Source organism: Enterococcus sp. AZ088, from assembly GCF_051714845.1.
Lineage (GTDB): Bacteria > Bacillota > Bacilli > Lactobacillales > Enterococcaceae > Enterococcus > Enterococcus faecalis.
Genome location: NZ_JBIOSQ010000001.1, coordinates 136146 through 160777 on the forward strand (window position 1 = coordinate 136146; position 24632 = coordinate 160777).

Consider the following 24632-nt stretch of genomic DNA (forward strand, 5'->3'; position numbering starts at 1 on the left):
CCCTCTAAAGTATTGCCAATATAATTTTGTTAGGAAGTGAATAGACCTTGTCTCAAGAAGAAAACGTAATTGAGATGCGTAAAATCACCAAAGAATTTGGGACGTTCAAAGCCAACGACCAAATTGATTTACAAGTAAAACCTGGTGAAATCCACGCACTGCTAGGTGAAAATGGTGCAGGCAAGTCGACCTTGATGAATATCTTATCAGGGCTATTGGAACCGACCTCAGGTGAGATTTATATGAATGGCGAAAAAGTCAACATTACAAGTCCTACTGCAGCCAATCGTTTAGGAATCGGAATGGTCCATCAGCATTTTATGTTAGTTGAAGCCTTTACTGTGACTGAAAATATTATCTTAGGTAGTGAACCTACCCATGGCGGTATTTTAGACCGGAAAAAAGCGAAAAAAGAGATTGAAGAAGTGTCTAAGCAATACGGGTTGGATGTAAATCCCAATGCCTATATTCGCGATATTTCTGTAGGTATGCAACAACGGGTTGAAATTTTAAAGACCTTATATCGTGGTGCGAACGTTTTAATTTTTGACGAACCAACCGCAGTATTAACGCCACAAGAAATTGATGAATTAATGATTATTTTGAAAGAACTAACCGATGAAGGCAAATCGATCATTTTAATTACACATAAGTTAGATGAAATTAAAAAAGTGGCGGACCGTTGTACGGTCATTCGCCGGGGGCAAAGTATTGGCACCGTCAATGTGAAAGACGTTTCTTCGCAACAGTTAGCCGATATGATGGTGGGCCGTTCTGTTTCTTTCAAAACAGAGAAAAAACCAGCGCAACCGAAAGAAACAATTTTATCAATTAAAGATTTAGTAGTGAAAGAAAGCCGCGGCTTAGATGCGGTGAAAAATCTTAGCTTAGATGTCCGAGCAGGGGAAGTTGTTGGGATTGCGGGGATTGATGGCAATGGACAAACAGAATTAATCCAAGCCTTAGCAGGATTAACGAAAGTCGAAAAAGGCTCCATTCATTTGAATGAAAAAGAGATTACTAATCGCAAACCTCGTGAAATTACGGAAATGGGTGTCGCCCACGTTCCTGAAGACCGACATAAATATGGCTTGGTATTAGAGATGACATTGGCTGAAAATATTGGCCTACAAACGTATTACCAAAAACCATACAGTTCAACAGGTATTTTAAACTATCGAATGATTAACAAACATGCCCGTGAATTAATTGAAGAATATGATGTACGGACTCCTAATGAATTAGTACCAGCTCGGGCGCTTTCAGGTGGGAATCAGCAAAAAGCGATTATTGCCCGAGAAGTTGACCGCGATCCAGATTTGTTGATTGTTTCTCAACCAACACGCGGTTTAGATGTCGGAGCTATTGAATACATTCATCGTCGACTAATTGAACAAAGAGATAAAAATAAAGCTGTTTTATTAGTAAGTTTTGAATTAGACGAAATTTTAAACGTTTCTGATCGTATCGCTGTTATTCATGCGGGGGAAATCGTCGGAATTGTTGATCCGAAAGAAACGACAGAAAATGAATTGGGCTTGTTAATGGCTGGCTACTCATTGGAAGAAGCCCGTGCTGAGTTATCAAAAGTAGAGGCAGGTGAAACTGTTGAATAATCGTTCTGAAAAAATAAGAAATATTTTAGTCCCTGTGTTATCTGTTATTATGGGTTTCCTCTTAGGGGCAATTATTATGGTTATCTTTGGCTATGACCCAGTGGCTGGGTATCAAGCGATGTTTGAAACAGCTTTCCAAGGAAAGAAAAGTATTGGTGAGATTTTTGTAACCGCAGCACCGTTGATTTTTACCGCTTTAGGATTCTCGGTGGCAAATTCGGCTGGATTCTTTAATATCGGGCTTTCTGGACAAGCCTTATGTGGTTGGGTGGCTAGTATTTGGGTCGCTTTATCCATGCCTGATGCACCCCGGATGATTGCGTTGCCGGTGGCGATTATTGTTGGCGCGGTTGCAGGAGCTTTAGCAGCAGCCATTCCAGGTTTCTTGCGTGCCTATTTTGGGACGAGTGAAGTTATTGTTACAATTATGTTGAATTATATTTTATTGTACACAGGAAATCATATTGCTAATAATGTCATGAAACCAAGTATTATGGCGAACAAAGGGATCACCAAAATGATTGGTGCGAATGCATCATTACGCTCACCGTTTTTAACAAGTATCAGTGATGGCTCTCGTTTGAACATCGGCATTTTCTTGGCCTTCATTTTCCTTATCCTTGTGTGGTTCTTGATGAAAAAAACAACGCTTGGTTTTGAAATTCGGTCGGTGGGGTTAAACCCATTTGCTTCTGAATATGCTGGAATGAGCAGCAAGCGAACGATTATTTTATCCATGATGATTTCAGGAACGCTGGCTGGTTTAGGTGGTGCGGTCCAAGGATTGGGGACTTTCCAAAACTTCTTTATTCAAAACACATCGTTGAGCATTGGGTTCGATGGTATGGCCGTGTCTCTATTAGGAGCAGGTAGCTCAATCGGGATTTTACTTTCCGCATTACTGTTTGGAATGTTAAAACTTGGTGGACAAGGAATGCCGTTGATAGCTGGTGTACCAACCGAATTAGTTGATGTTGTTATTGCAGCGATTATTTTCTTTGTGGGAATTAGTTATTTAATTCGTTTCTTGTTAGCAAAAGCGTCTGGTAGTAAAAAAGAAGTAGCGATTGTAGAAACAATTGAAGCGGCGCCAGACAAAAACAATCAAGAGGGGGGAGACATCTAATGGATTTAGCAACAATTTCCTCAATCATCACGCAAACATTAGTGTATGCAACTCCGCTCATCTTGACAGCATTAGGCGGAACGTTCTCAGAACGAAGTGGTGTGGTTAATGTTGGTTTGGAAGGTATTATGGTAATGGGCGCTTTCAGTTCGGTCGTTTTTAACTTGACGTTTGCTGATACATTTGGCGCGGCGACACCATGGATTGCTTGTTTAGTAGGAGGCGTTGTCGGGATTGTCTTTTCTCTCTTACATGCCGTTGCAACTATTAACTTACGAGCAGATCATATTATCAGTGGTACTGTCATTAACTTGATGGCACCGGCGCTAGGGGTTTTCCTAGTAAAAGTTATTTATCAAAAAGGACAAACAGATATGATTACACAATCATTTGGCTATTTTTCTTTCCCAGGATTGTCAAAAATTCCAGTGATTGGTGAACTATTCTTTGCAAAAACCTCTTTACCAGCTTTCGTAGCAATTTTGATTGCGATTTTAGCTTGGTTTGTCATTTATAAAACACGTTTTGGCTTACGGTTACGTTCTGTGGGGGAACATCCACAAGCTGCAGATACATTGGGAATTAATGTCTACTTAATGCGTTATTCTGGCGTCTTGTTATCCGGCTTCTTAGGCGGTATGGGCGGAGCTGTCTTTGCTCAAAGTATTGCGGGTCGTTTTGGGATTACCACAATTGCAGGACAAGGGTTTATTTCAATGGCCGCAATGATCTTTGGTAAATGGAATCCACTTGGGGCAATGGGCGCAGCCTTATTCTTTGGTTTTGCACAAAACTTGAGTATTGCTGGGGAAAACCTACCAATTATTTCAGAAATTCCAAAAGTTTATCTACAAGCAGCACCATACGTATTGACCATTTTAGTCCTAGTTGTGTTCTTTGGAAAATCATCGGGACCAAAAGCGAACGGGAAAAATTACGTCAAAACGAAATAAGAAAAAGACCTTCGTCAATCTATGACGAAGGTCTTTTTTCTTAACGATAATTAAGCGCGTAACTCGTGAACATCAGTAAAAAGAAGAGCATGATGATACTCTTCTTTTAACGGACCTTAAGAACCGCTAAAATCGAAGGAATCAGTGAAAATTTTAATGCTCTTTCAGGCAATAATAGCGGATTCATGGTATAATTGAAGAGCTGAGAATAAATAGATTATTCTGTTTGATTCTCGAGACTATTTAAAAGGCTAGCGTAAAATAATTGTCATTCTTGACGTATTTACGACCTTAGAGGAGGAAGCAAGTGTGTTTAAACGTGTTCATTTAATCGTACTAGATTCAGTCGGTATTGGTGAAGCACCAGATGCTGAAAAATTTGGAGATGTCGGCAGTGATACACTGGGTCATATTGCCAAAGAAGCGGGACTAACCATTCCTCATTTAGAAAAACTTGGATTGGGAACTATTGCTCCTTTAACAGGTGTCAAAGCAGTGGCAGACCACGATGGCTATGCCACCAAATTAGAAGAAATTTCTGTTGGAAAAGATACTATGACCGGTCACTGGGAAATTATGGGCTTGAACATCAAAAAACCTTTTCGAGTATTCCCAAACGGCTTTCCTGAAGAATTACTGAAACAAATTGAAGATTTTTCTGGGCGAAAAGTTGTTTGTAACAAACCATATAGCGGGACAGCAGTCATTGATGATTACGGCGAACATCAAATGAAAACAGGGGATTTAATCGTTTATACTTCAGCGGACCCTGTTTTACAAATTGCGGCGCATGAAGACATTATTCCATTAGAAGAATTGTATAAAATTTGTCAATATGTTCGTGACATTACGAAAGACGAACCTTATATGATTGGTCGGATTATCGCTCGCCCGTATGTTGGTGAACCAGGTAATTTCACTCGAACCAGTAACCGTCATGACTATGCTTTAGATCCTTTTGGCCATACTGTTTTAGATTCGTTGAAAGAAAACGGCAATGATGTGATCGCTGTTGGGAAAATTAACGACATCTTTAATGGACAAGGAATTACTGAAGCTATCCGCACGAAGAGCAATATGGATGGGGTGGATCAATTATTAACGGTCATGAACAAAGATTTCACAGGTTTAAGTTTTACTAACTTAGTGGATTTCGATGCGCTGTATGGCCACCGTCGTGATGTAAAGGGCTATGCAAAAGCCATCGAAGATTTTGATGGTCGTTTGCCAGAGATTATGGCAGCTATGGCCGAAGATGATTTGCTTTTAATTACAGCAGATCACGGGAATGACCCAACTTTCCCAGGAACAGACCACACACGTGAATATGTACCTTTATTGGCTTATAGTAAAAAAATGACAAAACAAGGCAGCTTGCCACAAGGATTTTATTCAGATATTTCAGCAACGATTGCTGAAAACTTTGAAGTTCCTGCAACGGAAAACGGTCAAAGCTTTTTAAATCAATTACAATAATTCGAGGAGGCAACACATGACAACGTTAACGAACCATTTAAACGAAACAACTGAGTTTTTGAAAGAAAAAGGGGTGCAACAAGCAGACTTCGGTCTAATCTTAGGTTCTGGGTTAGGTGAATTAGCTAATGAAATAACCGATGCGATTGCTATTCCTTTCTCTGAAATTCCCCATTTTTCTGTTTCAACAGTCGTTGGACATGCTGGACAATTAGTTTACGGAACGCTTTCTGGAAAAAAAGTTTTGGCGATGCAAGGACGTTTTCATTATTATGAAGGACATTCGATGCAAACGGTCACTTATCCCGTTCGTGTGATGGCTGCTTTAGGCATTCATTCAATGATTGTAACCAACGCAGCTGGTGGCGTAAATGAAACATATACACCGGGGAATTTGATGTTAATCAATGACCACATTAATTTTACAGGCGATAATCCGTTAATTGGTGAAAATGATGAAGAAATCGGGCCGCGTTTTCCAGATATGAGTCATGCTTACACGCAAGAATATCGGGAAGTGGCAAAAAAAGTGGCTGCGGAACAAAATATTGATTTAAAAGAAGGCGTGTATATGGGCTTTTCTGGCCCGACATATGAAACGCCTGCAGAAATTCGGATGTCACGGACGATGGGTGCGGATGCAGTTGGCATGTCAACTGTTTCGGAGGTCATTGTAGCTGTGCATAGTGGCATGAAAGTACTAGGCATCTCTTGTATTACGAATTTAGCAGCTGGTATGCAAAGTAGCTTAAATCATGTAGAAGTAGTTGAAACAACTGAACGCGTTAAAGGACAATTCAAAGAGTTAGTGAAAGCAACACTAGCAGCTTTATAAAAAAGGAGTAAACCAGAATGAGTGTGCATATCGAAGCAAAACCAGGTGAAATTGCCGATAAAATTTTACTACCAGGGGATCCCCTCCGAGCAAAATATATTGCGGAAACTTTTTTAGAGAATCCTGTCTGCTATAATCAAGTTCGTGGGATGTTAGGTTACACAGGAACGTATAAGGGACAGCGTGTTTCGGTTCAAGGGACAGGGATGGGGATGCCTTCAGCAGGTATTTATGCCCATGAGTTAATTAACTCTTACAATGTGAAGAAGTTAATTCGTGTTGGTACGTGTGGTTCTATTTCAGAAAAAGTCAACGTTCGTGAATTAGTTATCGCACAAGCAGCAGCGACACCTTCTTCCGCGATTCGCAATGATTTTCCTAAATATGATTTTCCACAAATTGCGAGCTTTGATCTTTTACTCAAATCTTACGAAATTGCTAAAGCAAAAGGCTTTACTACCCATGTTGGTAACGTATTGTCAGATGATGTTTTTTACAAAGATAGCTTAGATGATGTCTTTCGTTTAGGTCGATACGGGGTATTAGCGATTGAAATGGAAGCGGCAATGTTATATTATTTAGCAGCAAAATTTGATGTAGAAGCATTGGCGATTATGACGGTGAGTGATAGCTTGGTGACAGGCGAAGAAACAACGGCAGAAGAACGCCAAACGACGTTTAATGAAATGATTGAAGTTGGTTTAGAAACGGCAATTGCTAATTAAAAAATGCTTGGATGATTATTTTCATCCAAGCATTTTTTTTAATTTAAGAGCGCTTTTTTTACATCTTCAACAATTTGAGTATTCGCAATAGGTCCGTTGTATAACCAACTACTTTTTTTATCATAGGTATGAACTTGGTTATTTTTCACAGCAGGTAAGTTCTTCCAAATTGCTTCTTGGAAAAGAGGTGCTGATTCATCGCTGTTTACAAGGAAAATGTGGTCTGCGTCAAGCTCAGCTAATTTTTCTAAAGAAACTTGATTCCAATCCGCAGTAGCGTTTTTAGAAATTTCTTCCACTAATTTTGGAACTTGGAGGCCTAAGTCCTGATAGAGCACGGTTCCGCTTGAGCGATTATCGCTAACCATAAAGACTTGGTTGTTGGTTACCCATAAGACTGCCGCAGATTTGCCAGCATCTTTTTTGCCAAGGTCTTCTTGGACGCCTTTGGTTAAGGTATCATAATCTTCTAACACTTTTTTCGCTTGTTCTTTTTTATCTAAAACAGTAGCAATATCTTCCAATTGATCACGCCAGGTGACATTTTCGCCGTTTTTGACTACATAAGTTGGCGCAATTTTACTGTATTCTTTGTATTTACCGCCTTCAACTAGAGCAGATGAACTGATTAATAATAAGTCAGGTTCAAATTTTAAAACCGCTTCATATGGCAAGTCATAGGAAATAGTGGGGACATCTTTCAATTCTTTCGCTAAATAATCTTGAATGCTGCCTTGTCCAACTGTCCATTGTGCCACTGGTTTTTCTCCTAATGCAACTAGATAATCTTCTAAATAACTCGCAATAATCCGTTTGGGTTTCGCAGGGACGGTTACTTTATTGCCTAAGGTATCTGTTACTTCATGTGTTTTGTCAGCGTTGTTGGCTTCTTTATTCGTATTACCACAAGCTGCGAGTAAGAATGAACCAAGAAGAAGGGTTGTACCAATTAGGACCGTCTTTTTTAAAAGTTTCATTGTGTAACTCCTTTATTTTTAGTTGATAACGATTCTCATTATCAGTTAAAAACGACCGTTTGTCAATCATCGCTTGCTTTTTTGAGCAAATAAGTTGCATTTTTTAGATAATTCGTTTTTTTGATTGGAAGAAACATTGCTTTTTAAGGAAGGGTCTTTTATAATCAAGGAACAATGAGTGAGAACGATTCTCAATAAATGTAAAATAACGACAGAAAAATTAAAGAGGAATGGTTATGAATTATTTAGAGGCAGAGGACTTAACTACAGGATATGGTCGTCAAGTGATTAGTGAAGCGCTGAACTGTTCATTTGAAGCGGGAACTATTACAAGTATTATTGGACCAAATGGTTGTGGCAAATCGACCTTGTTAAAAACACTTGCGCGTATTTTGCCAGCCGAGAAAGGCAAGGTGTTCATTAAGAACCAAGAACTTCAACATTTTTCTTCAAAAGAAGTGGCGCAAGAATTAGCGATCTTATCACAAACGCCAGAAAATACAATCGATTTATCTGTTTTTGACCTCGTCTCTTTTGGGCGGTATCCATATCAATCGGGCTGGAAAAGTGTCACCACAGAAGATCAAGAGTACATACAATGGGCATTAGAATTAACAGGCTTAACTGAGTTAGCTAGAGAGTCTGTGGCAATTTTATCAGGTGGACAACGTCAACGGGTTTGGATTGCTATGGCGCTAGTGCAGGATACAGATATTTTAATTTTAGATGAACCGACCACCTATTTGGATCCAGCGCATCAGCTAGAAATTTTAAATGTGTTAAAACGAATTAATCAAGAACATCAGAAAACTATCGTGATGACGATTCATGATATTAATTTAGCTTCTCGTTTTTCTGATCGCGTGATTGCGATGAAAGAGGGAAAGATTATCAATGAGGGAACACCGCAAGAAGTGATTACTGTTACTGGTTTAGCAGATGTTTTCGCTATTCAAGCAGAAATTAGTTATCATAGTCAGACACAGCGGCCACTAGTGCTTTCTTATGAGTTGATGGAAATGGAGCTGGATGGATGAAAGGCATAAGCGGATTTTATAGACACCAATGGCAAGTGTTACTTGTCTGTCTTTTTTTGCTAATGGGGACAATGCTTCTGTCGCTGATGTTTGGTGCGACGTCGGTTTCGATTCAAACGATTATTGATTCATTTACGCACTTCGATGCGACCAATCAAGCGCATCAAGTCATCCAAACGGTTCGGTTGCCGCGGATTTTAGGGGCCGCTTTTGTGGGGGCGAGTTTAGCGGTGAGTGGGGCGTTAGCGCAAGGGATTACGCAAAACCCATTGGCAGATTCTGGCTTGCTGGGTATCAATGCTGGGGCTGGCTTGGGCTTAGCGCTTGTTTTTGCTTTCCTCCCTCAGGCAAGTTATTGGTGGCTTTTAGTTGTTTCTTTTCTTGGTGCTGGCGTGAGTGTGGCACTGATTTATTATCTTTCTAATCATTCAATTCGAGGAGCAAGCCCCATGCGTCTGACCTTGGTGGGAGCTGGTATTAGTGCCCTTTTTTTATCATTTAGTCAATTCTTAGCCATTCAGTTCAATTTGAGTCAAGAGTTAACGTTTTGGTTTCTTGGCGGTGTCAGCGTTATTTCTTGGGCACAATTAAAAATAGTCGTCCCTATCTTTCTGGGCGCATTTGCATTAGCAGTTCTGATTAGTCCGTCGGTGACTATTTTACGGTTTGGCGATGATGCAACAATTGGTTTGGGGCGAAATCCGCAGCGTATTCGGTTGTTTGCCAGTATAACGATTTTGCTTTTATCAGGATTGTCTGTGGCGCTGGTTGGCTCGGTCAGTTTTGTTGGTTTGGTGGTGCCTCATGTGATGCGAACAGTTTCTGGAGAAAATTACCGGAGCTTGATTCCGTTCTCGGCGTTAGGCGGTGCGCTCCTCGTTTTGGTGGCAGATTTAATCGCTCGAATGGTGAATCCGCCTTTTGAAACACCATTTGGGATTATCACGGCCTTAATTGGCATCCCATTCTTTCTTTATTTATTTCGTAAAGGAGGGCAACTAGGATGACACAGAAAAAAGTGTCCCGTTGGGTGGCTGTCTTAATAGTTGGGATTATCCTAACTGCTTGTATCAGTTTAACGCAAGGGGAATTATCTGTTTCCTTCATGGATTTAAAAGCCCTTCTTTTGGGACAGGGAAGTCAGGCCAAACAACTGTTAGTTTGGGATTTTCGGTTACCACGGATTGTGCTTGCGGTCCTAGCGGGCGCAGCTTTAGGCTTAAGCGGCGCTATTCTTCAAGGGATTACTCGGAATCCGTTAGCAGATACTGGGATTTTAGGCATTAATGCGGGTGCGGGTTTGGCAGTGATTTTGTTTATTAGTTTTGTTGAGACGACAAGTATCACAACGTTTGCACTTCCACTCGTGGCCTTAGTTGGCGGCTTGCTAGCGGCTGTTGGGATTTTGGTAATCGCGTATCATCATCGTTTAGGATTGACGCCAGTTCGAATGGTCTTAGCGGGTGTCATTTTGAGTACGGGTATTTCAGCACTCACCTTATTAATTACATCAAAAATTGACACTGAAAAGTACCGTTTTGTTACAATGTGGCAAGCAGGCAGTATCTGGGGCAGTAATTGGTTCTTTGTGGGCGCTTTGTTGCCTTGGCTAGTCATCGGGTTCTTTTTTGCGATGAAGCGTCATCGTCTGTTGGATATTTTACAATTGGGGGACGAAACAGCTATTTCTGTAGGTGTTGCTGTGAAAAAAGAACGAATCGTTTCGTTGCTGTTAGCGGTGATGTTGGCGGCATCAGCGATTTCCGTTACAGGGGGAATTAATTTTTTAGGTTTACTTGCGCCACATATTGCTCGCAAATGTGGTTTTACGCAACAAAAACAGGTATTGCCATTGGCGGCGTTGTTTGGGAGTTTACTTTTGTTGGTTAGTGATACGATTGGTCGGCTATTGCCTGGCAATGGAGAAATGCCTGCAGGGATTATTGTTGCGATCATCGGTGCGCCTTATTTTCTTTATTTGTTAATCAAAACAAGCGATTCGTTATAAAAAAGAATCAAAAGCTGGGTCAATTGGTCGTTGTGAAAGCAACTGTCATTTGCTCGGCTTTTTTATTGGCGGATTTTTGAAAAAATAGTATGATAAATGCGTAAGAGCATTGAATGGAGGATGAAAGAATGGAAAACTTTAATTTTTATGTACCAACAGACATCCGTTTTGGGAAAGATCGTTTAGACGAATTACCTGCTGTGTTAGATCAATTTGGCAAAAATGTCTTACTTGTTTATGGTGGCGGTAGTATCAAACGTAATGGCTTGTACCAACAAATTACTGATTTGGCCCAAAAAAACGGGCATACACTGATTGAGTTGAGCGGTGTCGAACCAAACCCGCGCATTGAAACCGTTAGAAAAGGAATTGAGTTGTGTAAAGAAAACCAAGTCGATGTTATTTTAGCAGTTGGCGGTGGTTCAACCATTGACTGTTCCAAAGCAATAGCTGCGGGCTTTTATTCGGAAGAAGATATCTGGACAGTCATTGCGGCCAGAAAAGGGTATACTGGTCCTGCTTTACCAATCGTGACCATCTTGACTTTAGCAGCAACAGGTAGTGAAATGAACGCAGGTGCTGTCATTTCTAACTTAGAAACCAATCAAAAATTAGGCTTTGGTGGTCCGAATATGATTCCAAAAGTTTCGTTCTTGGATCCAACGAATACTTTTACGGTTCCTCAAAATCAAACAGCAGCTGGCTCAGCGGATATTTTCAGTCATTTGATTGAAAACTATTTTAGTATTTCGACAGGCACGGACGTCCAAGATTTTGTGTCAGAAGGCTTAATGCGAACGGTTATCAAAAATTGTCCTATTGCTTTAGAAAATCCAGAAGATTATGATGCACGTGCTAATTTAATGTGGGCAAGTAGTTTAGCCTTAAATGGTTTAACAGGGCGCGGCAAACAAGGTGTTTGGTCTTGTCACCCAATGGAACATGAATTAAGTGCGTTTTATGACATTACGCATGGGATTGGCTTAGCAATTTTAACGCCTCGTTGGATGAATTACGTTTTGTCTGAACAAACCGTAGGCAAGTTTGCGCAATTTGCTCGAAATGTTTGGGGAATAGTCGAACAAGAAGAGGAAGTAGCAGCGAAAAAAGGTATTCAAGCATTATATGATTACTTTGTGGCTTGTGGCATTCCAATGACATTACCAGAAGTTGGCATCGAAGCAGATAAATTTGAAGAAATGGCACAACAAGCTGTGGCCCATAGTGCAATTGCCGAAAAGGCTTATGTACCATTGGATGCAGCGGATATAGTAGCGATTTATAAAGATTGTTTAACCGAAAGTCAATTTATTTAATCCATAAAAAAGCGGTTTGCCTTGGCAAACCGCTTTTGTTAATAAGAAACAAGTTCTTATAAGTAGTATTTTTCTTTCACAGTTAAATCATCGTTTAATTCATAAACTAATGGTTTACCTGTTGGGATTTCAAGATCCATAATATCTTCATCAGAAATGCCTTCGATGTGTTTAGCTAAAGCACGTAATGAATTACCATGAGCCGCTACTAAGACAGTTTTGTTGTCTTTTAAAGCTGGCGCAATTTCATCTTGCCAGAATGGTAATGCACGTTCCAAAGTAACTTTCAAGTTTTCGCCACCAGGAATATCGCGTTGGTCTAACATTGCATAACGACGGTCGTTTGCTGCAGAACCTTCATCTGTTGCTTCCATTAATGGAGGAAGAGTATCGTAAGAACGACGCCAGATGTGGACTTGTTCGTCTCCATATTTTTCAGCAGTTTCTTTTTTGTTTAGTCCTTGTAATTTACCATAATGACGTTCGTTTAAGCGCCAAGATTTGATTTGAGGTACCCATAATTGATCTGAGTATTCTAGTAAATAGTTACAAGTTTTGATGGCACGAGTTAAAACAGAAGTATAAGCAACGTCGAATTCGATGCCTGCTTCTTTAATTTTACGGCCGCCTTCTTTTGCTTCTTCAACACCTTCAGGTGCTAAATCTACGTCAGCCCATCCAGTAAATTGGTTTAAGGCATTCCATTCGCTAAGTCCATGACGAGAAAAAACTAATTTTGGCATGTATAAGCTCTCCTTTGAGTTTAGTTTTCTGAAAATAAGATTTCCACGTTTATTGTACACCGTTTTGCGCAAGATTTCCAATGGAAAATAGTAAAAAAACGTGAAAGTTGCTGAAAAATTAGAGTGAAATCGAATCAAAAAAGAAGCCCCATCTGAAGGACTTCTTTTTTATTCTTAGGAATACAGCCGCTCGACATCTGTCTCAGGTAAATTGATGTACTTATAACAAGTGCCCACCGAAACGCCGCACTTATTAGAAATAAATTGGATTGTTTCTTTGTTTTCATAATATAATGCACGGATTTTGCGGACGGTACGTCCATCAATTTTTGGACGTCCACCTACTTTTCCGTTTTCACGAGCTTTGTGGAGCCCGACGAGTGTTCGTTCTTTAATTAGTGCACATTCCATCGCAGATAAGCTCTCCATTAATTGGAAATAGGCTTCACCTGTTGGAAGGTGAGTATCAATTCCTTCTGAAATGCTGACAAAATCAACTTGTTTTTCCTTTAACATTTTCATAAAGTCTGTTAATTGGCGGGTTGTTTTACCTAAATGGTGCAATTTACAAACAATAAGTGTATCCCCAGCAGAAAGAAGTTTTTCGACTTCGTCTAAGACACTGATCTCCGCTTGAGGATCAAATGTCTCTTGGAAAATATCATCACAACCAAACGATTGGAGAGTGGTTAGTTGATTTTTTAAATCGTCTTCAATAATAGTTGTGCGTGCATAACCAATTCGTTTCATATATTATCCTTCCTATATAAATAATCTTTTTTCACACATTCTTAACGTGCGGGAACATGTAAGGTTTTCGGTCCAGCTTCATAACCGACGATTACCATAGAAACCATATTTAAAAATAAGCCGTGTTCAACGACGCCAACCAAGTTGTCTAAATAAGAACCTAAAGCTTCTGGATCTGTAATTTTTTCTAAATGCAAATCGATGATATGGTGGCCTCCATCTGTTATTAATGTTTCGCCAGCAGCGTTTAAACGAAGTGTTGGGTGATAGCCTTTTTCTTCAAATAAATGCACTAGTTGGCGGCTGCCATAAGGAACAACCTCAACTGGAAGTGGGAAAGCTCCTAAATCGTCCACCATTTTTGATTTATCCACAATCCAAATACATTTCTTTGAATAAGTGGCCACAATTTTTTCAAAAAGTAAGGCAGCCCCACCGCCTTTGATTCCTTGAAAATCAGCGCTGATTTCATCGGCGCCATCAATCGTAAGATCCACATACGGAACCTCATCAATACTTTTTAAAGGAATGCCCAAGGCCAAGGCTTGTTTCTCTGTTTCTTTTGAAGTAGTAACCCCCACGATTGACAATCCTTCTTCTTTTATGCGACGACCAATTTCGTCTACCATAAATTTTGCTGTTGAGCCAGTACCCAAACCGACAATCATGCCGTCTTCTACATATTTTGCAGCTTCGATTCCTACCATTTGTTTCAGATTCATCGCTGTTTTCCGCCCCCTTCAATAGTCAAAGATATTGTACCGTTAATTAACTAAAAAAGATAGAAAGTTTTTGAAAAAGTCATAAAAATTTTTAAAGGAAAAGTGCGTTTAAATAGAAGGAAAAGCTTTTTTTCGAAAGGCGAAAGAAGAGGGTTGACAGCTGATACTTATCGTGGTATCCTAACAAAGGTGCTTTATCTACAGGTTCCTTATAGGGACGTGCTGACTGTCTATCAAAGCATATTTGATAAAGAGTGCAGAGATTGCATTATTTTTTATCGCGAAAAAAGAACCACCTGGATGTGTGGAACTAGAAGCGAAGTAAGGAAGGAGGAGAACAAGGAATGCCTACAATTAACCAATTAGTACGTAAACCTCGTAAATCTAAAGTAGAAAAATCTGATTCACCAGCCTTAAACAAAGGATATAACAGTTTTAAGAAAACTCAAACAAACGTTAACTCTCCGCAAAAACGTGGAGTTTGTACACGTGTGGGTACGATGACACCTAAAAAACCGAACTCAGCTTTACGTAAATATGCCCGTGTTCGTTTGTCAAACTTAATCGAAGTTACAGCTTATATCCCAGGTATCGGTCACAACTTACAAGAACACAGCGTGGTATTATTACGTGGTGGACGTGTAAAAGACTTACCAGGGGTACGTTACCATATCGTTCGTGGTGCGCTTGATACTGCCGGTGTTAACGACCGTAAACAAAGCCGCTCTAAATACGGTACAAAACGTCCTAAAGCTTAATTATAATAAGACAATAACAACTTGAAAAATCATATTTCGGAAGGAGGAGTTACGGATGCCTCGTAAAGGTCCTGTTGCAAAACGTGATGTTTTACCAGATCCAATTTATAACTCAAAATTAGTAACTCGCTTAATCAACCGTGTAATGGTTGACGGTAAACGCGGGATTGCTGCTAACATTATCTATAATTCATTTGATATCATCAAAGAATCTACAGGTAACGATCCATTGGAAGTTTTTGAACAAGCAATGAAAAACGTTATGCCTGTTCTTGAAGTTAAAGCACGTCGTGTTGGGGGTTCTAACTACCAAGTACCAGTTGAAGTTCGTCCAGAACGTCGTACAACTTTAGGTTTACGTTGGGTAGTTAACTACGCACGTCTACGTGGTGAACACACAATGGAAGAACGTCTAGCGAAAGAAATCATGGATGCTGCTAACAACACTGGCGCTTCTGTTAAAAAACGCGAAGACACACACAAAATGGCAGACGCAAACCGCGCATTTGCTCATTATCGTTGGTAAGATCCTCTCTGTCTGTCGCGTAAAGTGGCAGCAGAAAGTCAATTTACAATCGATTTAAATAAAGAGAGGAGTAAACATACAAAATGGCAAGAGAATTTTCACTTGAAAAAACTCGTAACATTGGTATCATGGCCCACGTTGATGCTGGTAAAACAACAACAACTGAGCGTATCTTGTACTACACTGGTAAAATCCATAAAATCGGTGAAACCCATGAAGGTGCTTCACAAATGGACTGGATGGAACAAGAACAAGAACGTGGTATCACGATTACATCCGCTGCGACAACTGCACAGTGGAAAGGCTACCGTGTAAATATCATCGATACTCCAGGACACGTGGACTTCACAATTGAAGTACAACGTTCTCTACGCGTATTAGATGGTGCGGTAACAGTTCTTGACTCTCAATCAGGTGTAGAACCTCAAACAGAAACTGTTTGGCGTCAAGCGACTGAATATAAAGTTCCTCGTATTGTATTCTGTAACAAAATGGATAAAATCGGTGCGGACTTCTTCTATTCAGTAGAATCATTACATGATCGTTTACAAGCAAACGCTCATCCAATTCAAATTCCAATCGGAGCTGAAGAAGACTTCACTGGAATCATTGACTTGATTAAAATGAAAGCTGAAATCTACACAAATGATTTGGGAACAGATATTCAAGAAACTGATATTCCTGAAGATTATTTAGAAAAAGCGCAAGAATGGCGCGAAAAATTAGTTGAAGCTGTTGCTGAAACTGACGAAGACTTAATGATGAAATATCTTGAAGGTGAAGAAATCACTGAAGAAGAATTAGTCGCTGGTATCCGTCAAGCAACAATCAACGTTGAGTTCTTCCCTGTATTAGCTGGTTCAGCATTCAAGAATAAAGGGGTTCAATTAATGTTGGACGCTGTTCTTGATTACTTACCATCTCCATTAGATATCGATGCTATCAAAGGGATCGATACTAAAACAGACGAAGAAACAACTCGTCCAGCTGATGACGAAGCACCTTTCGCTTCATTAGCATTTAAAGTTATGACTGACCCATTCGTAGGTCGTTTAACTTTCTTCCGTGTTTATTCTGGTGTCCTTGAAAGTGGTTCATACGTATTGAACGCTTCAAAAGGCAAAAAAGAACGTATCGGTCGTATCCTACAAATGCACGCCAACACTCGTCAAGAAATTGACAAAGTGTACTCTGGTGATATCGCTGCTGCTGTTGGTCTAAAAGACACAACAACTGGTGATACATTATGTGCATTAGATGCACCAGTTATTCTTGAATCTATTGAATTCCCTGATCCAGTTATCCAAGTCGCTGTTGAACCTAAATCAAAAGCTGACCAAGATAAAATGGGCGTGGCTCTACAAAAACTTGCTGAAGAAGATCCATCATTCCGCGTTGAAACAAACGTTGAAACTGGTGAAACAGTTATCTCTGGTATGGGTGAATTGCACTTAGACGTTTTAGTAGACCGTATGAAACGTGAATTCAAAGTTGAAGCTAACGTAGGTGCTCCTCAAGTATCTTACCGCGAAACATTCCGTGCTGCGACTAAAGCAGAAGGTAAATTCGTTCGTCAGTCTGGTGGTAAAGGACAATACGGTCACGTATGGGTTGAATTTACACCAAATGAAGAAGGTAAAGGCTTCGAGTTTGAAAACGCAATTGTCGGTGGTGTGGTTCCTCGTGAATACATCCCAGCAGTTGAAAAAGGGTTAGAAGACTCTATGAACAACGGTGTTCTTGCTGGTTATCCATTAGTTGATATCAAAGCAAAACTTTACGATGGTTCATACCACGATGTCGATTCAAATGAAACGGCCTTCCGTGTAGCTGCTTCTATGGCATTGAAAGCTGCGGCTAAAAATGCAAACCCAGTTATTTTAGAACCAATGATGAAAGTTACAATTACTGTTCCTGAAGATTACTTAGGTGATATCATGGGACACGTAACAAGTCGTCGTGGACGTGTTGAAGGTATGGAAGCACACGGTAACTCTCAAATCGTTAATGCGATGGTACCTTTAGCTGAAATGTTTGGTTATGCTACAACATTACGTTCAGCAACACAAGGACGCGGTACATTTATGATGGTATTTGACCACTATGAAGACGTACCTAAGTCTGTTCAAGAAGAAATCATCAAGAAAAACGGCGGCAACGCATAATTTTTCTTGAGAATAAAAGGTTTGTTTTTAGAACTATCCTTTTTTCAAGATTTCGTGTAAAATAGCTTATGATGATCAGACGATTTTTAGTAACGTCTATCACATATAAAACAAACAATAAAATTTATATTTTTAGGAGGAACATTCAAAATGGCAAAAGAAAAATTTGACCGTTCTAAATCCCATGTTAACATTGGTACTATCGGACACGTTGACCATGGTAAAACTACATTAACAGCTGCAATTGCTACTGTATTATCAAAACACGGTGGCGGGGAAGCACAAAGCTACGATTCTATCGATAACGCTCCAGAAGAAAAAGAACGTGGAATCACAATCAACACTTCTCATATCGAATATGAAACTGAAACTCGTCACTATGCACACGTTGACTGCCCAGGACACGCGGACTACGTTAAAAACATGATCACTGGTGCTGCTCAAATGGACGGAGCTATCTTAGTAGTTTCTGCTGCTGATGGTCCTATGCCTCAAACACGTGAACATATCTTATTATCACGTAACGTTGGTGTACCATACATCGTTGTATTCTTAAACAAAATGGATATGGTTGATGACGAAGAATTATTAGAATTAGTAGAAATGGAAGTTCGTGACTTATTATCAGAATACGATTTCCCAGGCGATGATGTTCCAGTTATCGCAGGTTCTGCTTTGAAAGCTTTAGAAGGCGACGAGTCTTATGAAGAAAAAATCTTAGAATTAATGGCTGCAGTTGATGAATATATCCCAACTCCAGAACGTGATACTGACAAACCATTCATGATGCCAGTCGAAGACGTATTCTCAATCACTGGACGTGGTACTGTTGCTACAGGCCGTGTTGAACGTGGTGAAGTTCGCGTTGGTGACGAAGTTGAAATCGTTGGTATTAAAGACGAAACATCTAAAACAACTGTTACAGGTGTTGAAATGTTCCGTAAATTATTAGACTACGCTGAAGCAGGCGACAACATCGGTGCTTTATTACGTGGTGTAGCACGTGAAGATATCGAACGTGGACAAGTATTAGCTAAACCAGCTACAATCACTCCACACACAAAATTCAAAGCTGAAGTATACGTATTATCAAAAGAAGAAGGCGGACGTCACACTCCATTCTTCACTAACTACCGTCCTCAATTCTACTTCCGTACAACAGACGTTACTGGTGTTGTAGAATTGCCAGAAGGTACTGAAATGGTAATGCCTGGTGATAACGTTGCTATGGACGTTGAATTAATTCACCCAATCGCTATCGAAGACGGAACTCGTTTCTCTATTCGTGAAGGCGGACGTACTGTAGGTTCAGGCGTTGTTACTGAAATCGTTAAATAATTAACTTTTTAACTATAGCTTTAACCAGCGTGAAAAACTGGGGTATTCGGACGTAAGACCAGAGAATTTATTCTCTGGTCTTTTTTTTGTTTAGGAATTGGCTGGCTAAAAAATAAGCCAATTGGCTGTTTTAGCAGACTTGTTTCTTCCGTATACTTGGAGAAAAAGGTTAGGTGATTTAATGGAAAAAGTATTGACGATTGCAGGCTCCGATTCAACTGGAGGGGCAGGGATTCAAGCAGATTTAAAAACATTTGAAGAGTATGGAGTTTTTGGATTTTCAAGTTTAACCTCGATTGTGACGATGGATCCTACGACAGGCTGGTCACATGAAGTAACTGAATTGCCAGAAACGCTCTTAGAAAAACAATTGATTTCGGTTTTTGCAGGCGGTCCAGTAGCGGCCTTGAAAACAGGGATGATGGGCAATGAACAAAATATTAAAATGGCTAGCAAATACATTAAACAAGAAAAAATTCAAAAAGTCGTGATTGACCCAGTCATTGCTTGTAAGGGAACGGCACAAATTCTGCAACCCAAAAGTGTGGAAGGCCTAAAAAACGATTTACTGCCATTAGCATTAGTTGCTACGCCTAATTTAATTGAAGCGGGCATCTTATCTGGTTTAGGCGAAATTTCTTCAGTGGCGGAGATGGAAGAAGCGGCAAAACGAATTGTACAAATGGGAGCCAAACATGTCGTGGTTAAAGGGGGACATCGCTTAGCTGGTGAAAAAGCACTGGACTTATTTTACGATGGTCACACCGCGCATCTTTTGGAAAATGAATTATATCCAACTGATTATAATCATGGTGCAGGTTGTACTTTTTCAGCGGCAATCACAGCTGGCTTGGCGAAAGGTTATTCGGTGTTAGAAGCAGTAACTTTAGCGAAAAAATTTGTAGCAGCGGCGATTAAACACGGTATTCAAGTTAATCCTTATGTGGGGCACGTATGGCATGGCGCATACACTCATGCGGAACAACGGATGTGTAAGAAAGCATAATATTTAGAACTAGAGGAGTCTGTCAAGGACTGGCTCTAGTTTTTTTGTGATAAAGAATAACAATAGTAGGTATTACGTTAAAAGAATGTTCAAATTTTTAAAAGAGGAGTAGAATAGAACTGTAATTGCAAAAAAAGAAGCGGAACATAGAAGGGGTGTTAACTTTTCTGTGCTTCAGTTTAGAACGGACTGTGGTGTTTGTTTTGACGAACTACCGGAAAGCGACTTCTTTTTGTTTTGGCTTCAAATGGTATTTAATGGAGGGTATGCAATGTTAGAAAAAGAAACGTACAGTCAACTGTTTAAATGGTCTTTTTCAAAAAAGACACAAGTCACATACTGGGATGGTACCGTCAAAGAGTATGGGCAAGGGTCGGAGGATCCGGTTTTTAAAATTGTATTCAATGAAAAAATTCCTGTGAAGGATTTACTGAATAACGCTTCGTTAACTTTAGGGGAAGCCTACATGGATCGCAAAATTGAAATCGAAGGCGATATCCAAGCACTGATTTATGATGTGTATAACCAAAAGGATAGCTTTTTACACAATGCTAAATTTATTAAATGGCTTCCTAAAGAAAGTCATTCAAAAAAACGCTCGCAAGAGGATATTCACAGCCATTACGATCTAGGAAATGATTTTTACAAAAAATGGCTTGACCAAACAATGACGTATTCATGTGCTTATTTTAAAACGCCTGAAGATACATTAGAACAAGCGCAAGTGAATAAAGTGCATCATATTTTAGATAAATTGTTTATCAAAGAGGGCGACACTTTACTGGATATTGGCTGCGGCTGGGGCACGTTAATTTTAACTGCGGTGAAAGAATATGGAGCCAAAGCAACTGGGATTACATTAAGTGAAGAGCAATTTCATCATATTCGCCATATTATAGAAAAAGAAGGTCTACAAGATCGAATGACTGTCAAATTGATGGATTATCGTGATTTAAAAGGAGAGTCTTTTGACCATATTACGAGTGTTGGGATGTTTGAACATGTCGGTGCGGAAAATCTACATGAATATTTTGACGTCGTTCAACGAAACTTAGCGCCTAAAGGTACGGCGTTGATTCATGGGATCAGTCGCCAACAAGGTGGGGCTAAAAATGCTTGGATTAATCGCTATATTTTCCCTGGTGGCTATATTCCTGGTGTCACTGAGCTAGTCGGCCATATGACAGAAAATGATTTGCAAGTGATTGACTTGGAAAGTTTGCGCAGAGATTATCAATTGACGTTGGAACATTGGACAAAAAACTTCCATAATATAGAAACAGAAATTGTTGACGAAAAAGGGGAGCGCTTCTATCGAATGTGGGACTTATATTTGCAAGCATGTGCAGCCTCATTCCAAGCAAGCAATATTGATGTTATTCAATATTTATTGGTTCATCCAGATAACAATGATATTCCAATGCGCCGGATTGGTTAATAGAATAAAAAAGAAAGAATTTGAGATTCTGGTAAAAAAGGAATCCCAAATTCTTTTTTTATAAAAATAGGATGAAAAGAATTGAAAAACAAAACAAATGCTTTTCAAAACAAGAAAAAATTCTTTCGAAAAAACGCAGAAAATCCTTGCTAACACTATCCTTTCATAGTATAATCAAAAAGGTGCTGTTTACAGGAGTGTAAAAAGCATTGGTAGATCAACGATTTGATTTGCCGGCTGTGAAGCGAGAGGTTGCGACACGCTCGGACGCTTTGCCATGAACGAGCATGCCGGATAAATTTTCGTGGAGCTATGTCTACTTTTAAAATAGGCGAAGGAGGGAACAAGATGGCAAAACAAAAAATTCGTATCCGTTTAAAAGCGTATGAACACCGTATTTTAGATCAATCAGCGGATAAAATTGTGGAAACAGCAAAAAGAACTGGAGCTGACGTATCAGGTCCGATTCCATTACCAACAGAACGCTCACTTTACACAGTTATTCGTGCGACTCATAAATACAAAGATTCTCGCGAACAATTCGAAATGCGTACTCACAAACGTCTAATTGACATTGTGAACCCAACACCAAAAACAGTTGACGCTCTAATGAAGCTTGACTTACCGTCTGGTGTTAATATTGAAATCAAACTATAAAATTAAGATGGAGGTGTACTCATGACCAAAGGAATCTTAGGGAAAAAAGTGGGAATGACACAAATCTTTACTGAGTCTGGTGAATTAATTCCAGTAACAGTAGTTGAAGCTACGCCAAACGTAGTTTTACAAGTAAAAACTGTTGAAACTGACGGATACGAAGCTATCCAAGTTGGTTACCAAGACAAACGTGAAGTTTTATCAAACAAACCTGCGAAAGGTCATGTTGCAAAAGCAAACACGGCTCCTAAGCGCTTCATTAAAGAATTCAAGAATGTTGAGCTAGGAGAATATGAAGTAGGTAAAGAAATCAAAGTAGATGTTTTCCAAGCAGGAGACGTTGTTGATGTTACAGGTACTACGAAAGGTAAAGGATTCCAAGGGGCAATCAAACGTCACGGCCAAAGCCGCGGACCTATGTCTCATGGTTCTCGTTATCACCGTCGTCCTGGGTCAATGGGTCCAGTAGCGCCTAACCGTGTATTTAAAAATAAACGACTAGCCGGCCGTATGGGTGGCGACCGCGTAACAATTCAAAACCTTGAAGTTGTTAAAGTGGACGTAGAAAGAAATGTTATCTTAATCAAAGGAAACATTCCTGGAGCGAAAAAATCTTTAATCACAATCAAATCAGCTGTGAAAGCTAAATAAGTGTAGGGAAAGGAGGAACTAAGGAATGCCGAATGTAGCATTATTCAAACAAGATGGAACTCAAAACGGTGAAATCACTTTAAATGAAGAAATCTTCGGAATCGAACCTAATGAAAGTGTTGTCTATGATGCAATCATCATGCAACGTGCTTCATTAAGACAAGGAACACACGCAGTTAAAAATCGTAGCGCTGTTCGTGGCGGTGGCCGCAAACCATGGCGTCAAAAAGGAACTGGTCGTGCTCGTCAAGGTTCAATCCGTTCACCACAATGGCGTGGAGGTGGCGTAGTCTTTGGACCAACACCGCGTTCATACAGCTACAAACTTCCTAAAAAAGTTCGTCGCTTAGCAATGAAATCTGTATTATCAGACAAAGTTGCTGAAAATAACTTGGTAGCAGTAGAAGGTTTAAGCTTCGATGCACCAAAAACAAAAGAATTCAAACAAGTTCTTGCTAACTTGTCTATCGATACTAAAGTATTAGTTGTTTTAGAAAATGGTAACGACTTTGCAGCTTTATCAGCTCGTAACTTACCAAACGTTTCTGTAGTAACTTCTGATAACGTTAGTGTGTTAGATGTTGTGTCAGCTAACAAAGTCTTGGCAACACAAACAGCTCTTACTCAAATTGAGGAGGTGCTTGCATAATGGAATTACTAGACGTAATCAAACGCCCAGTGATCACTGAAAAATCCATGTTAGCTATGGACGAAAAGAAATATACTTTCGAAGTGGACACTCGCGCAAACAAAACTTTAGTAAAACAAGCTGTTGAATCAGCATTCGATGTTAAAGTAGCAAACGTAAACATCTTAAACGTGCGTCCAAAATTCAAACGCATGGGTAAATATGCAGGTTATACAAAAAAACGTCGCAAAGCGATCGTTACATTAACTGAAGATTCAAAAGAAATTCAATTATTTGAAGCTGCTGAATAAGCAGTCCTGAACAATATCAACGTAGGAGGGAAATAAGACGTGGCGATTAAAAAGTACAAACCTACCACAAATGGCCGTCGTAACATGACAAGTTCTGATTTCGCTGAAATCACAACTTCAACACCAGAAAAATCATTGTTACAGCCATTAAAAAACAATGCCGGTCGTAACAACAACGGTCGCATTACGGTTCGTCACCAAGGTGGCGGTCACAAACGTCAATACCGTGTGATTGACTTCAAACGTAATAAAGATAACGTCGCAGCGGTTGTTAAAACGATCGAGTACGATCCAAACCGTTCTGCTAACATCGCGTTAGTTCATTACGAAGACGGGGTTAAGGCATACATCTTAGCACCAAAAGGATTAGAAGTAGGCATGCGCCTAGTATCTGGTCCAGAAGCAGATATTAAAGTAGGTAACGCATTACCATTGGAAAACATTCCAGTTGGTACAGTTATCCACAACATTGAAATGAAACCTGGTAAAGGTGGACAATTAATCCGTTCAGCTGGAACAAGCGCGCAAGTACTTGGTAAAGAAGGCAAATACGTATTAATCCGCTTAAACTCTGGCGAAGTTCGTATGATCTTAGCAACTTGCCGTGCAACAATCGGTTCAGTTGGTAACGAACAACACGAATTAATCAACATTGGTAAAGCTGGCCGCTCTCGTTGGATGCGTAAACGCCCAACTGTTCGTGGTAGCGTAATGAACCCTAACGATCACCCACACGGTGGTGGTGAAGGTAAAACACCAATTGGACGTAAAGCGCCAGTATCTCCATGGGGTCAACCGGCAATTGGATACAAAACACGTAATAAAAAAGCTAAATCAGACAAACTTATCGTTCGTCGTCGTACTAAATAA

At 39.9% G+C, this 24632-nt stretch carries 25 protein-coding genes; 21 read left to right on the forward strand and 4 right to left on the reverse strand.

Features of this window, described 5'->3' with window-relative positions:
* Positions 1–47 precede the first annotated feature (47 nt).
* The 6 genes from IGL17_RS00585 (at position 48) to deoD (ending at position 6731) form a co-directional block, all read left to right on the forward strand.
* Complete coding sequence (locus IGL17_RS00585) at positions 48–1616, forward strand: ABC transporter ATP-binding protein (RefSeq protein ID WP_002383844.1); 1569 nt, start codon at positions 48–50, stop codon at positions 1614–1616.
* Positions 1609–2742, forward strand: coding sequence for an ABC transporter permease (locus IGL17_RS00590; protein WP_002356171.1), 1134 nt, complete (start codon positions 1609–1611; stop codon positions 2740–2742). Before IGL17_RS00585 ends, IGL17_RS00590 begins: the two co-directional genes overlap by 8 nt.
* Positions 2742–3695 (forward strand): ABC transporter permease, encoded by a 954-nt coding sequence (locus IGL17_RS00595; protein WP_002356172.1) that lies wholly within the window; start codon positions 2742–2744, stop codon positions 3693–3695. The genes IGL17_RS00590 and IGL17_RS00595 overlap by 1 nt, the downstream gene beginning before the upstream one ends.
* A gap of 309 nt (positions 3696–4004) precedes the next feature.
* On the forward strand, positions 4005–5171 hold the full coding sequence (gene deoB, locus IGL17_RS00600) for a phosphopentomutase (RefSeq protein ID WP_002356179.1): 1167 nt from the start codon (positions 4005–4007) through the stop codon (positions 5169–5171).
* 16 nt (positions 5172–5187) lie between these two features.
* Positions 5188–6006, forward strand: a complete 819-nt coding sequence (locus IGL17_RS00605; RefSeq protein ID WP_016618566.1) for a purine-nucleoside phosphorylase — start codon at positions 5188–5190, stop codon at positions 6004–6006.
* A 17-nt stretch (positions 6007–6023) separates the two neighbouring features.
* The gene (gene deoD, locus IGL17_RS00610) at positions 6024–6731 is read left to right on the forward strand and encodes a purine-nucleoside phosphorylase (RefSeq protein WP_002356181.1); all 708 of its coding nucleotides are present in this window, start codon (positions 6024–6026) and stop codon (positions 6729–6731) included.
* A gap of 38 nt (positions 6732–6769) precedes the next feature.
* On the opposite strand, the gene IGL17_RS00615 is transcribed toward deoD, so the two are convergent.
* Positions 6770–7708: an iron-hydroxamate ABC transporter substrate-binding protein gene (locus IGL17_RS00615; protein ID WP_002361532.1), complete on the reverse strand. Its 939-nt coding sequence runs from the start codon at positions 7706–7708 to the stop codon at positions 6770–6772.
* Between the two features lie 230 nt (positions 7709–7938).
* On the opposite strand from IGL17_RS00615, the gene IGL17_RS00620 reads away from it, so the two are divergent.
* From IGL17_RS00620 to IGL17_RS00635, 4 genes are all read left to right on the forward strand, one after another.
* Positions 7939–8745, forward strand: a complete 807-nt coding sequence (locus IGL17_RS00620; RefSeq protein WP_002356183.1) for an ABC transporter ATP-binding protein — start codon at positions 7939–7941, stop codon at positions 8743–8745.
* Positions 8742–9752 (forward strand): FecCD family ABC transporter permease, encoded by a 1011-nt coding sequence (locus tag IGL17_RS00625; RefSeq protein ID WP_016618567.1) that lies wholly within the window; start codon positions 8742–8744, stop codon positions 9750–9752. Before IGL17_RS00620 ends, IGL17_RS00625 begins: the two co-directional genes overlap by 4 nt.
* Positions 9749–10753, forward strand: a complete 1005-nt coding sequence (locus tag IGL17_RS00630; RefSeq protein WP_016618568.1) for a FecCD family ABC transporter permease — start codon at positions 9749–9751, stop codon at positions 10751–10753. Before IGL17_RS00625 ends, IGL17_RS00630 begins: the two co-directional genes overlap by 4 nt.
* Before the next feature lie 113 nt (positions 10754–10866).
* Positions 10867–12069, forward strand: coding sequence for an iron-containing alcohol dehydrogenase (locus IGL17_RS00635; RefSeq protein ID WP_002408242.1), 1203 nt, complete (start codon positions 10867–10869; stop codon positions 12067–12069).
* Positions 12070–12125: 56 nt separating this feature from the next.
* Here the strand turns inward: IGL17_RS00635 and gpmA are convergent, their stop codons facing one another.
* From gpmA to rpiA, 3 genes are all read right to left on the reverse strand, one after another.
* Positions 12126–12812: a 2,3-diphosphoglycerate-dependent phosphoglycerate mutase gene (gpmA, locus tag IGL17_RS00640; protein WP_002359343.1), complete on the reverse strand. Its 687-nt coding sequence runs from the start codon at positions 12810–12812 to the stop codon at positions 12126–12128.
* A gap of 174 nt (positions 12813–12986) precedes the next feature.
* On the reverse strand, positions 12987–13562 hold the full coding sequence (locus tag IGL17_RS00645) for a recombinase family protein (RefSeq protein ID WP_002356188.1): 576 nt from the start codon (positions 13560–13562) through the stop codon (positions 12987–12989).
* Between the two features lie 41 nt (positions 13563–13603).
* Positions 13604–14284: a ribose-5-phosphate isomerase RpiA gene (gene rpiA, locus IGL17_RS00650; RefSeq protein WP_016616706.1), complete on the reverse strand. Its 681-nt coding sequence runs from the start codon at positions 14282–14284 to the stop codon at positions 13604–13606.
* A 344-nt stretch (positions 14285–14628) separates the two neighbouring features.
* Between rpiA and rpsL the strand changes: the two genes are divergently transcribed.
* The 11 genes from rpsL to rplB all read left to right on the forward strand — a co-directional run bounded on the left by rpsL (position 14629) and on the right by rplB (position 24632).
* The gene (gene rpsL, locus IGL17_RS00655) at positions 14629–15042 is read left to right on the forward strand and encodes a 30S ribosomal protein S12 (RefSeq protein ID WP_002356190.1); all 414 of its coding nucleotides are present in this window, start codon (positions 14629–14631) and stop codon (positions 15040–15042) included.
* 55 nt (positions 15043–15097) lie between these two features.
* Entirely contained in the window at positions 15098–15568 is a 471-nt protein-coding gene (rpsG, locus tag IGL17_RS00660) for a 30S ribosomal protein S7 (RefSeq protein ID WP_002356191.1), read from the forward strand.
* A gap of 83 nt (positions 15569–15651) precedes the next feature.
* Positions 15652–17733 carry an elongation factor G gene (gene fusA, locus IGL17_RS00665; RefSeq protein ID WP_002356192.1) on the forward strand — a complete coding sequence of 694 codons (2082 nt, stop codon included), beginning with the start codon at positions 15652–15654 and terminating at the stop codon, positions 17731–17733.
* A gap of 150 nt (positions 17734–17883) precedes the next feature.
* A complete protein-coding gene (tuf, locus tag IGL17_RS00670) occupies positions 17884–19071 on the forward strand; it encodes an elongation factor Tu (RefSeq protein ID WP_002356194.1) in 1188 nt (395 codons plus the stop codon).
* 181 nt (positions 19072–19252) lie between these two features.
* Complete coding sequence (thiD, locus tag IGL17_RS00675) at positions 19253–20077, forward strand: bifunctional hydroxymethylpyrimidine kinase/phosphomethylpyrimidine kinase (RefSeq protein ID WP_010713619.1); 825 nt, start codon at positions 19253–19255, stop codon at positions 20075–20077.
* 271 nt (positions 20078–20348) lie between these two features.
* Positions 20349–21515 carry an SAM-dependent methyltransferase gene (locus tag IGL17_RS00680; RefSeq protein WP_033624286.1) on the forward strand — a complete coding sequence of 389 codons (1167 nt, stop codon included), beginning with the start codon at positions 20349–20351 and terminating at the stop codon, positions 21513–21515.
* A 348-nt stretch (positions 21516–21863) separates the two neighbouring features.
* Positions 21864–22172, forward strand: coding sequence for a 30S ribosomal protein S10 (gene rpsJ / locus IGL17_RS00685; protein ID WP_002389727.1), 309 nt, complete (start codon positions 21864–21866; stop codon positions 22170–22172).
* A 21-nt stretch (positions 22173–22193) separates the two neighbouring features.
* The gene (gene rplC / locus IGL17_RS00690; protein ID WP_002356199.1) at positions 22194–22823 is read left to right on the forward strand and encodes a 50S ribosomal protein L3; all 630 of its coding nucleotides are present in this window, start codon (positions 22194–22196) and stop codon (positions 22821–22823) included.
* A 25-nt stretch (positions 22824–22848) separates the two neighbouring features.
* Entirely contained in the window at positions 22849–23472 is a 624-nt protein-coding gene (gene rplD, locus IGL17_RS00695; RefSeq protein WP_002356200.1) for a 50S ribosomal protein L4, read from the forward strand.
* The gene (locus IGL17_RS00700; protein ID WP_002356203.1) at positions 23472–23762 is read left to right on the forward strand and encodes a 50S ribosomal protein L23; all 291 of its coding nucleotides are present in this window, start codon (positions 23472–23474) and stop codon (positions 23760–23762) included. Before rplD ends, IGL17_RS00700 begins: the two co-directional genes overlap by 1 nt.
* 39 nt (positions 23763–23801) lie before the next feature.
* Positions 23802–24632, forward strand: coding sequence for a 50S ribosomal protein L2 (rplB, locus tag IGL17_RS00705; RefSeq protein ID WP_002356204.1), 831 nt, complete (start codon positions 23802–23804; stop codon positions 24630–24632).

Bases quoted from the DNA above. Each gene is read 5' to 3' on its own strand.
- rpsL (WP_002356190.1), top strand. From the start codon at position 14,629: ATGCCTACAATTAACCAATTAGTACGTAAACCTCGTAAATCTAAAGTA.
- deoD (WP_002356181.1), top strand. From the start codon at position 6,024: ATGAGTGTGCATATCGAAGCAAAACCAGGTGAAATTGCCGATAAAATT.
- rpsJ (WP_002389727.1), top strand. From the start codon at position 21,864: ATGGCAAAACAAAAAATTCGTATCCGTTTAAAAGCGTATGAACACCGT.
- IGL17_RS00635 (WP_002408242.1), top strand. From the start codon at position 10,867: ATGGAGGATGAAAGAATGGAAAACTTTAATTTTTATGTACCAACAGAC.
- thiD (WP_010713619.1), top strand. From the start codon at position 19,253: ATGGAAAAAGTATTGACGATTGCAGGCTCCGATTCAACTGGAGGGGCA.
- IGL17_RS00630 (WP_016618568.1), top strand. From the start codon at position 9,749: ATGACACAGAAAAAAGTGTCCCGTTGGGTGGCTGTCTTAATAGTTGGG.
- IGL17_RS00605 (WP_016618566.1), top strand. From the start codon at position 5,188: ATGACAACGTTAACGAACCATTTAAACGAAACAACTGAGTTTTTGAAA.
- IGL17_RS00625 (WP_016618567.1), top strand. From the start codon at position 8,742: ATGAAAGGCATAAGCGGATTTTATAGACACCAATGGCAAGTGTTACTT.
- IGL17_RS00645 (WP_002356188.1), bottom strand. From the start codon at position 13,562: ATGAAACGAATTGGTTATGCACGCACAACTATTATTGAAGACGATTTA.
- IGL17_RS00620 (WP_002356183.1), top strand. From the start codon at position 7,939: ATGGTTATGAATTATTTAGAGGCAGAGGACTTAACTACAGGATATGGT.
- IGL17_RS00700 (WP_002356203.1), top strand. From the start codon at position 23,472: ATGGAATTACTAGACGTAATCAAACGCCCAGTGATCACTGAAAAATCC.
- gpmA (WP_002359343.1), bottom strand. From the start codon at position 12,812: ATGCCAAAATTAGTTTTTTCTCGTCATGGACTTAGCGAATGGAATGCC.
- IGL17_RS00615 (WP_002361532.1), bottom strand. From the start codon at position 7,708: ATGAAACTTTTAAAAAAGACGGTCCTAATTGGTACAACCCTTCTTCTT.
- IGL17_RS00595 (WP_002356172.1), top strand. From the start codon at position 2,742: ATGGATTTAGCAACAATTTCCTCAATCATCACGCAAACATTAGTGTAT.
- rplD (WP_002356200.1), top strand. From the start codon at position 22,849: ATGCCGAATGTAGCATTATTCAAACAAGATGGAACTCAAAACGGTGAA.
- fusA (WP_002356192.1), top strand. From the start codon at position 15,652: ATGGCAAGAGAATTTTCACTTGAAAAAACTCGTAACATTGGTATCATG.
- rpsG (WP_002356191.1), top strand. From the start codon at position 15,098: ATGCCTCGTAAAGGTCCTGTTGCAAAACGTGATGTTTTACCAGATCCA.
- rplC (WP_002356199.1), top strand. From the start codon at position 22,194: ATGACCAAAGGAATCTTAGGGAAAAAAGTGGGAATGACACAAATCTTT.
- IGL17_RS00680 (WP_033624286.1), top strand. From the start codon at position 20,349: ATGTTAGAAAAAGAAACGTACAGTCAACTGTTTAAATGGTCTTTTTCA.
- rpiA (WP_016616706.1), bottom strand. From the start codon at position 14,284: ATGAATCTGAAACAAATGGTAGGAATCGAAGCTGCAAAATATGTAGAA.
- tuf (WP_002356194.1), top strand. From the start codon at position 17,884: ATGGCAAAAGAAAAATTTGACCGTTCTAAATCCCATGTTAACATTGGT.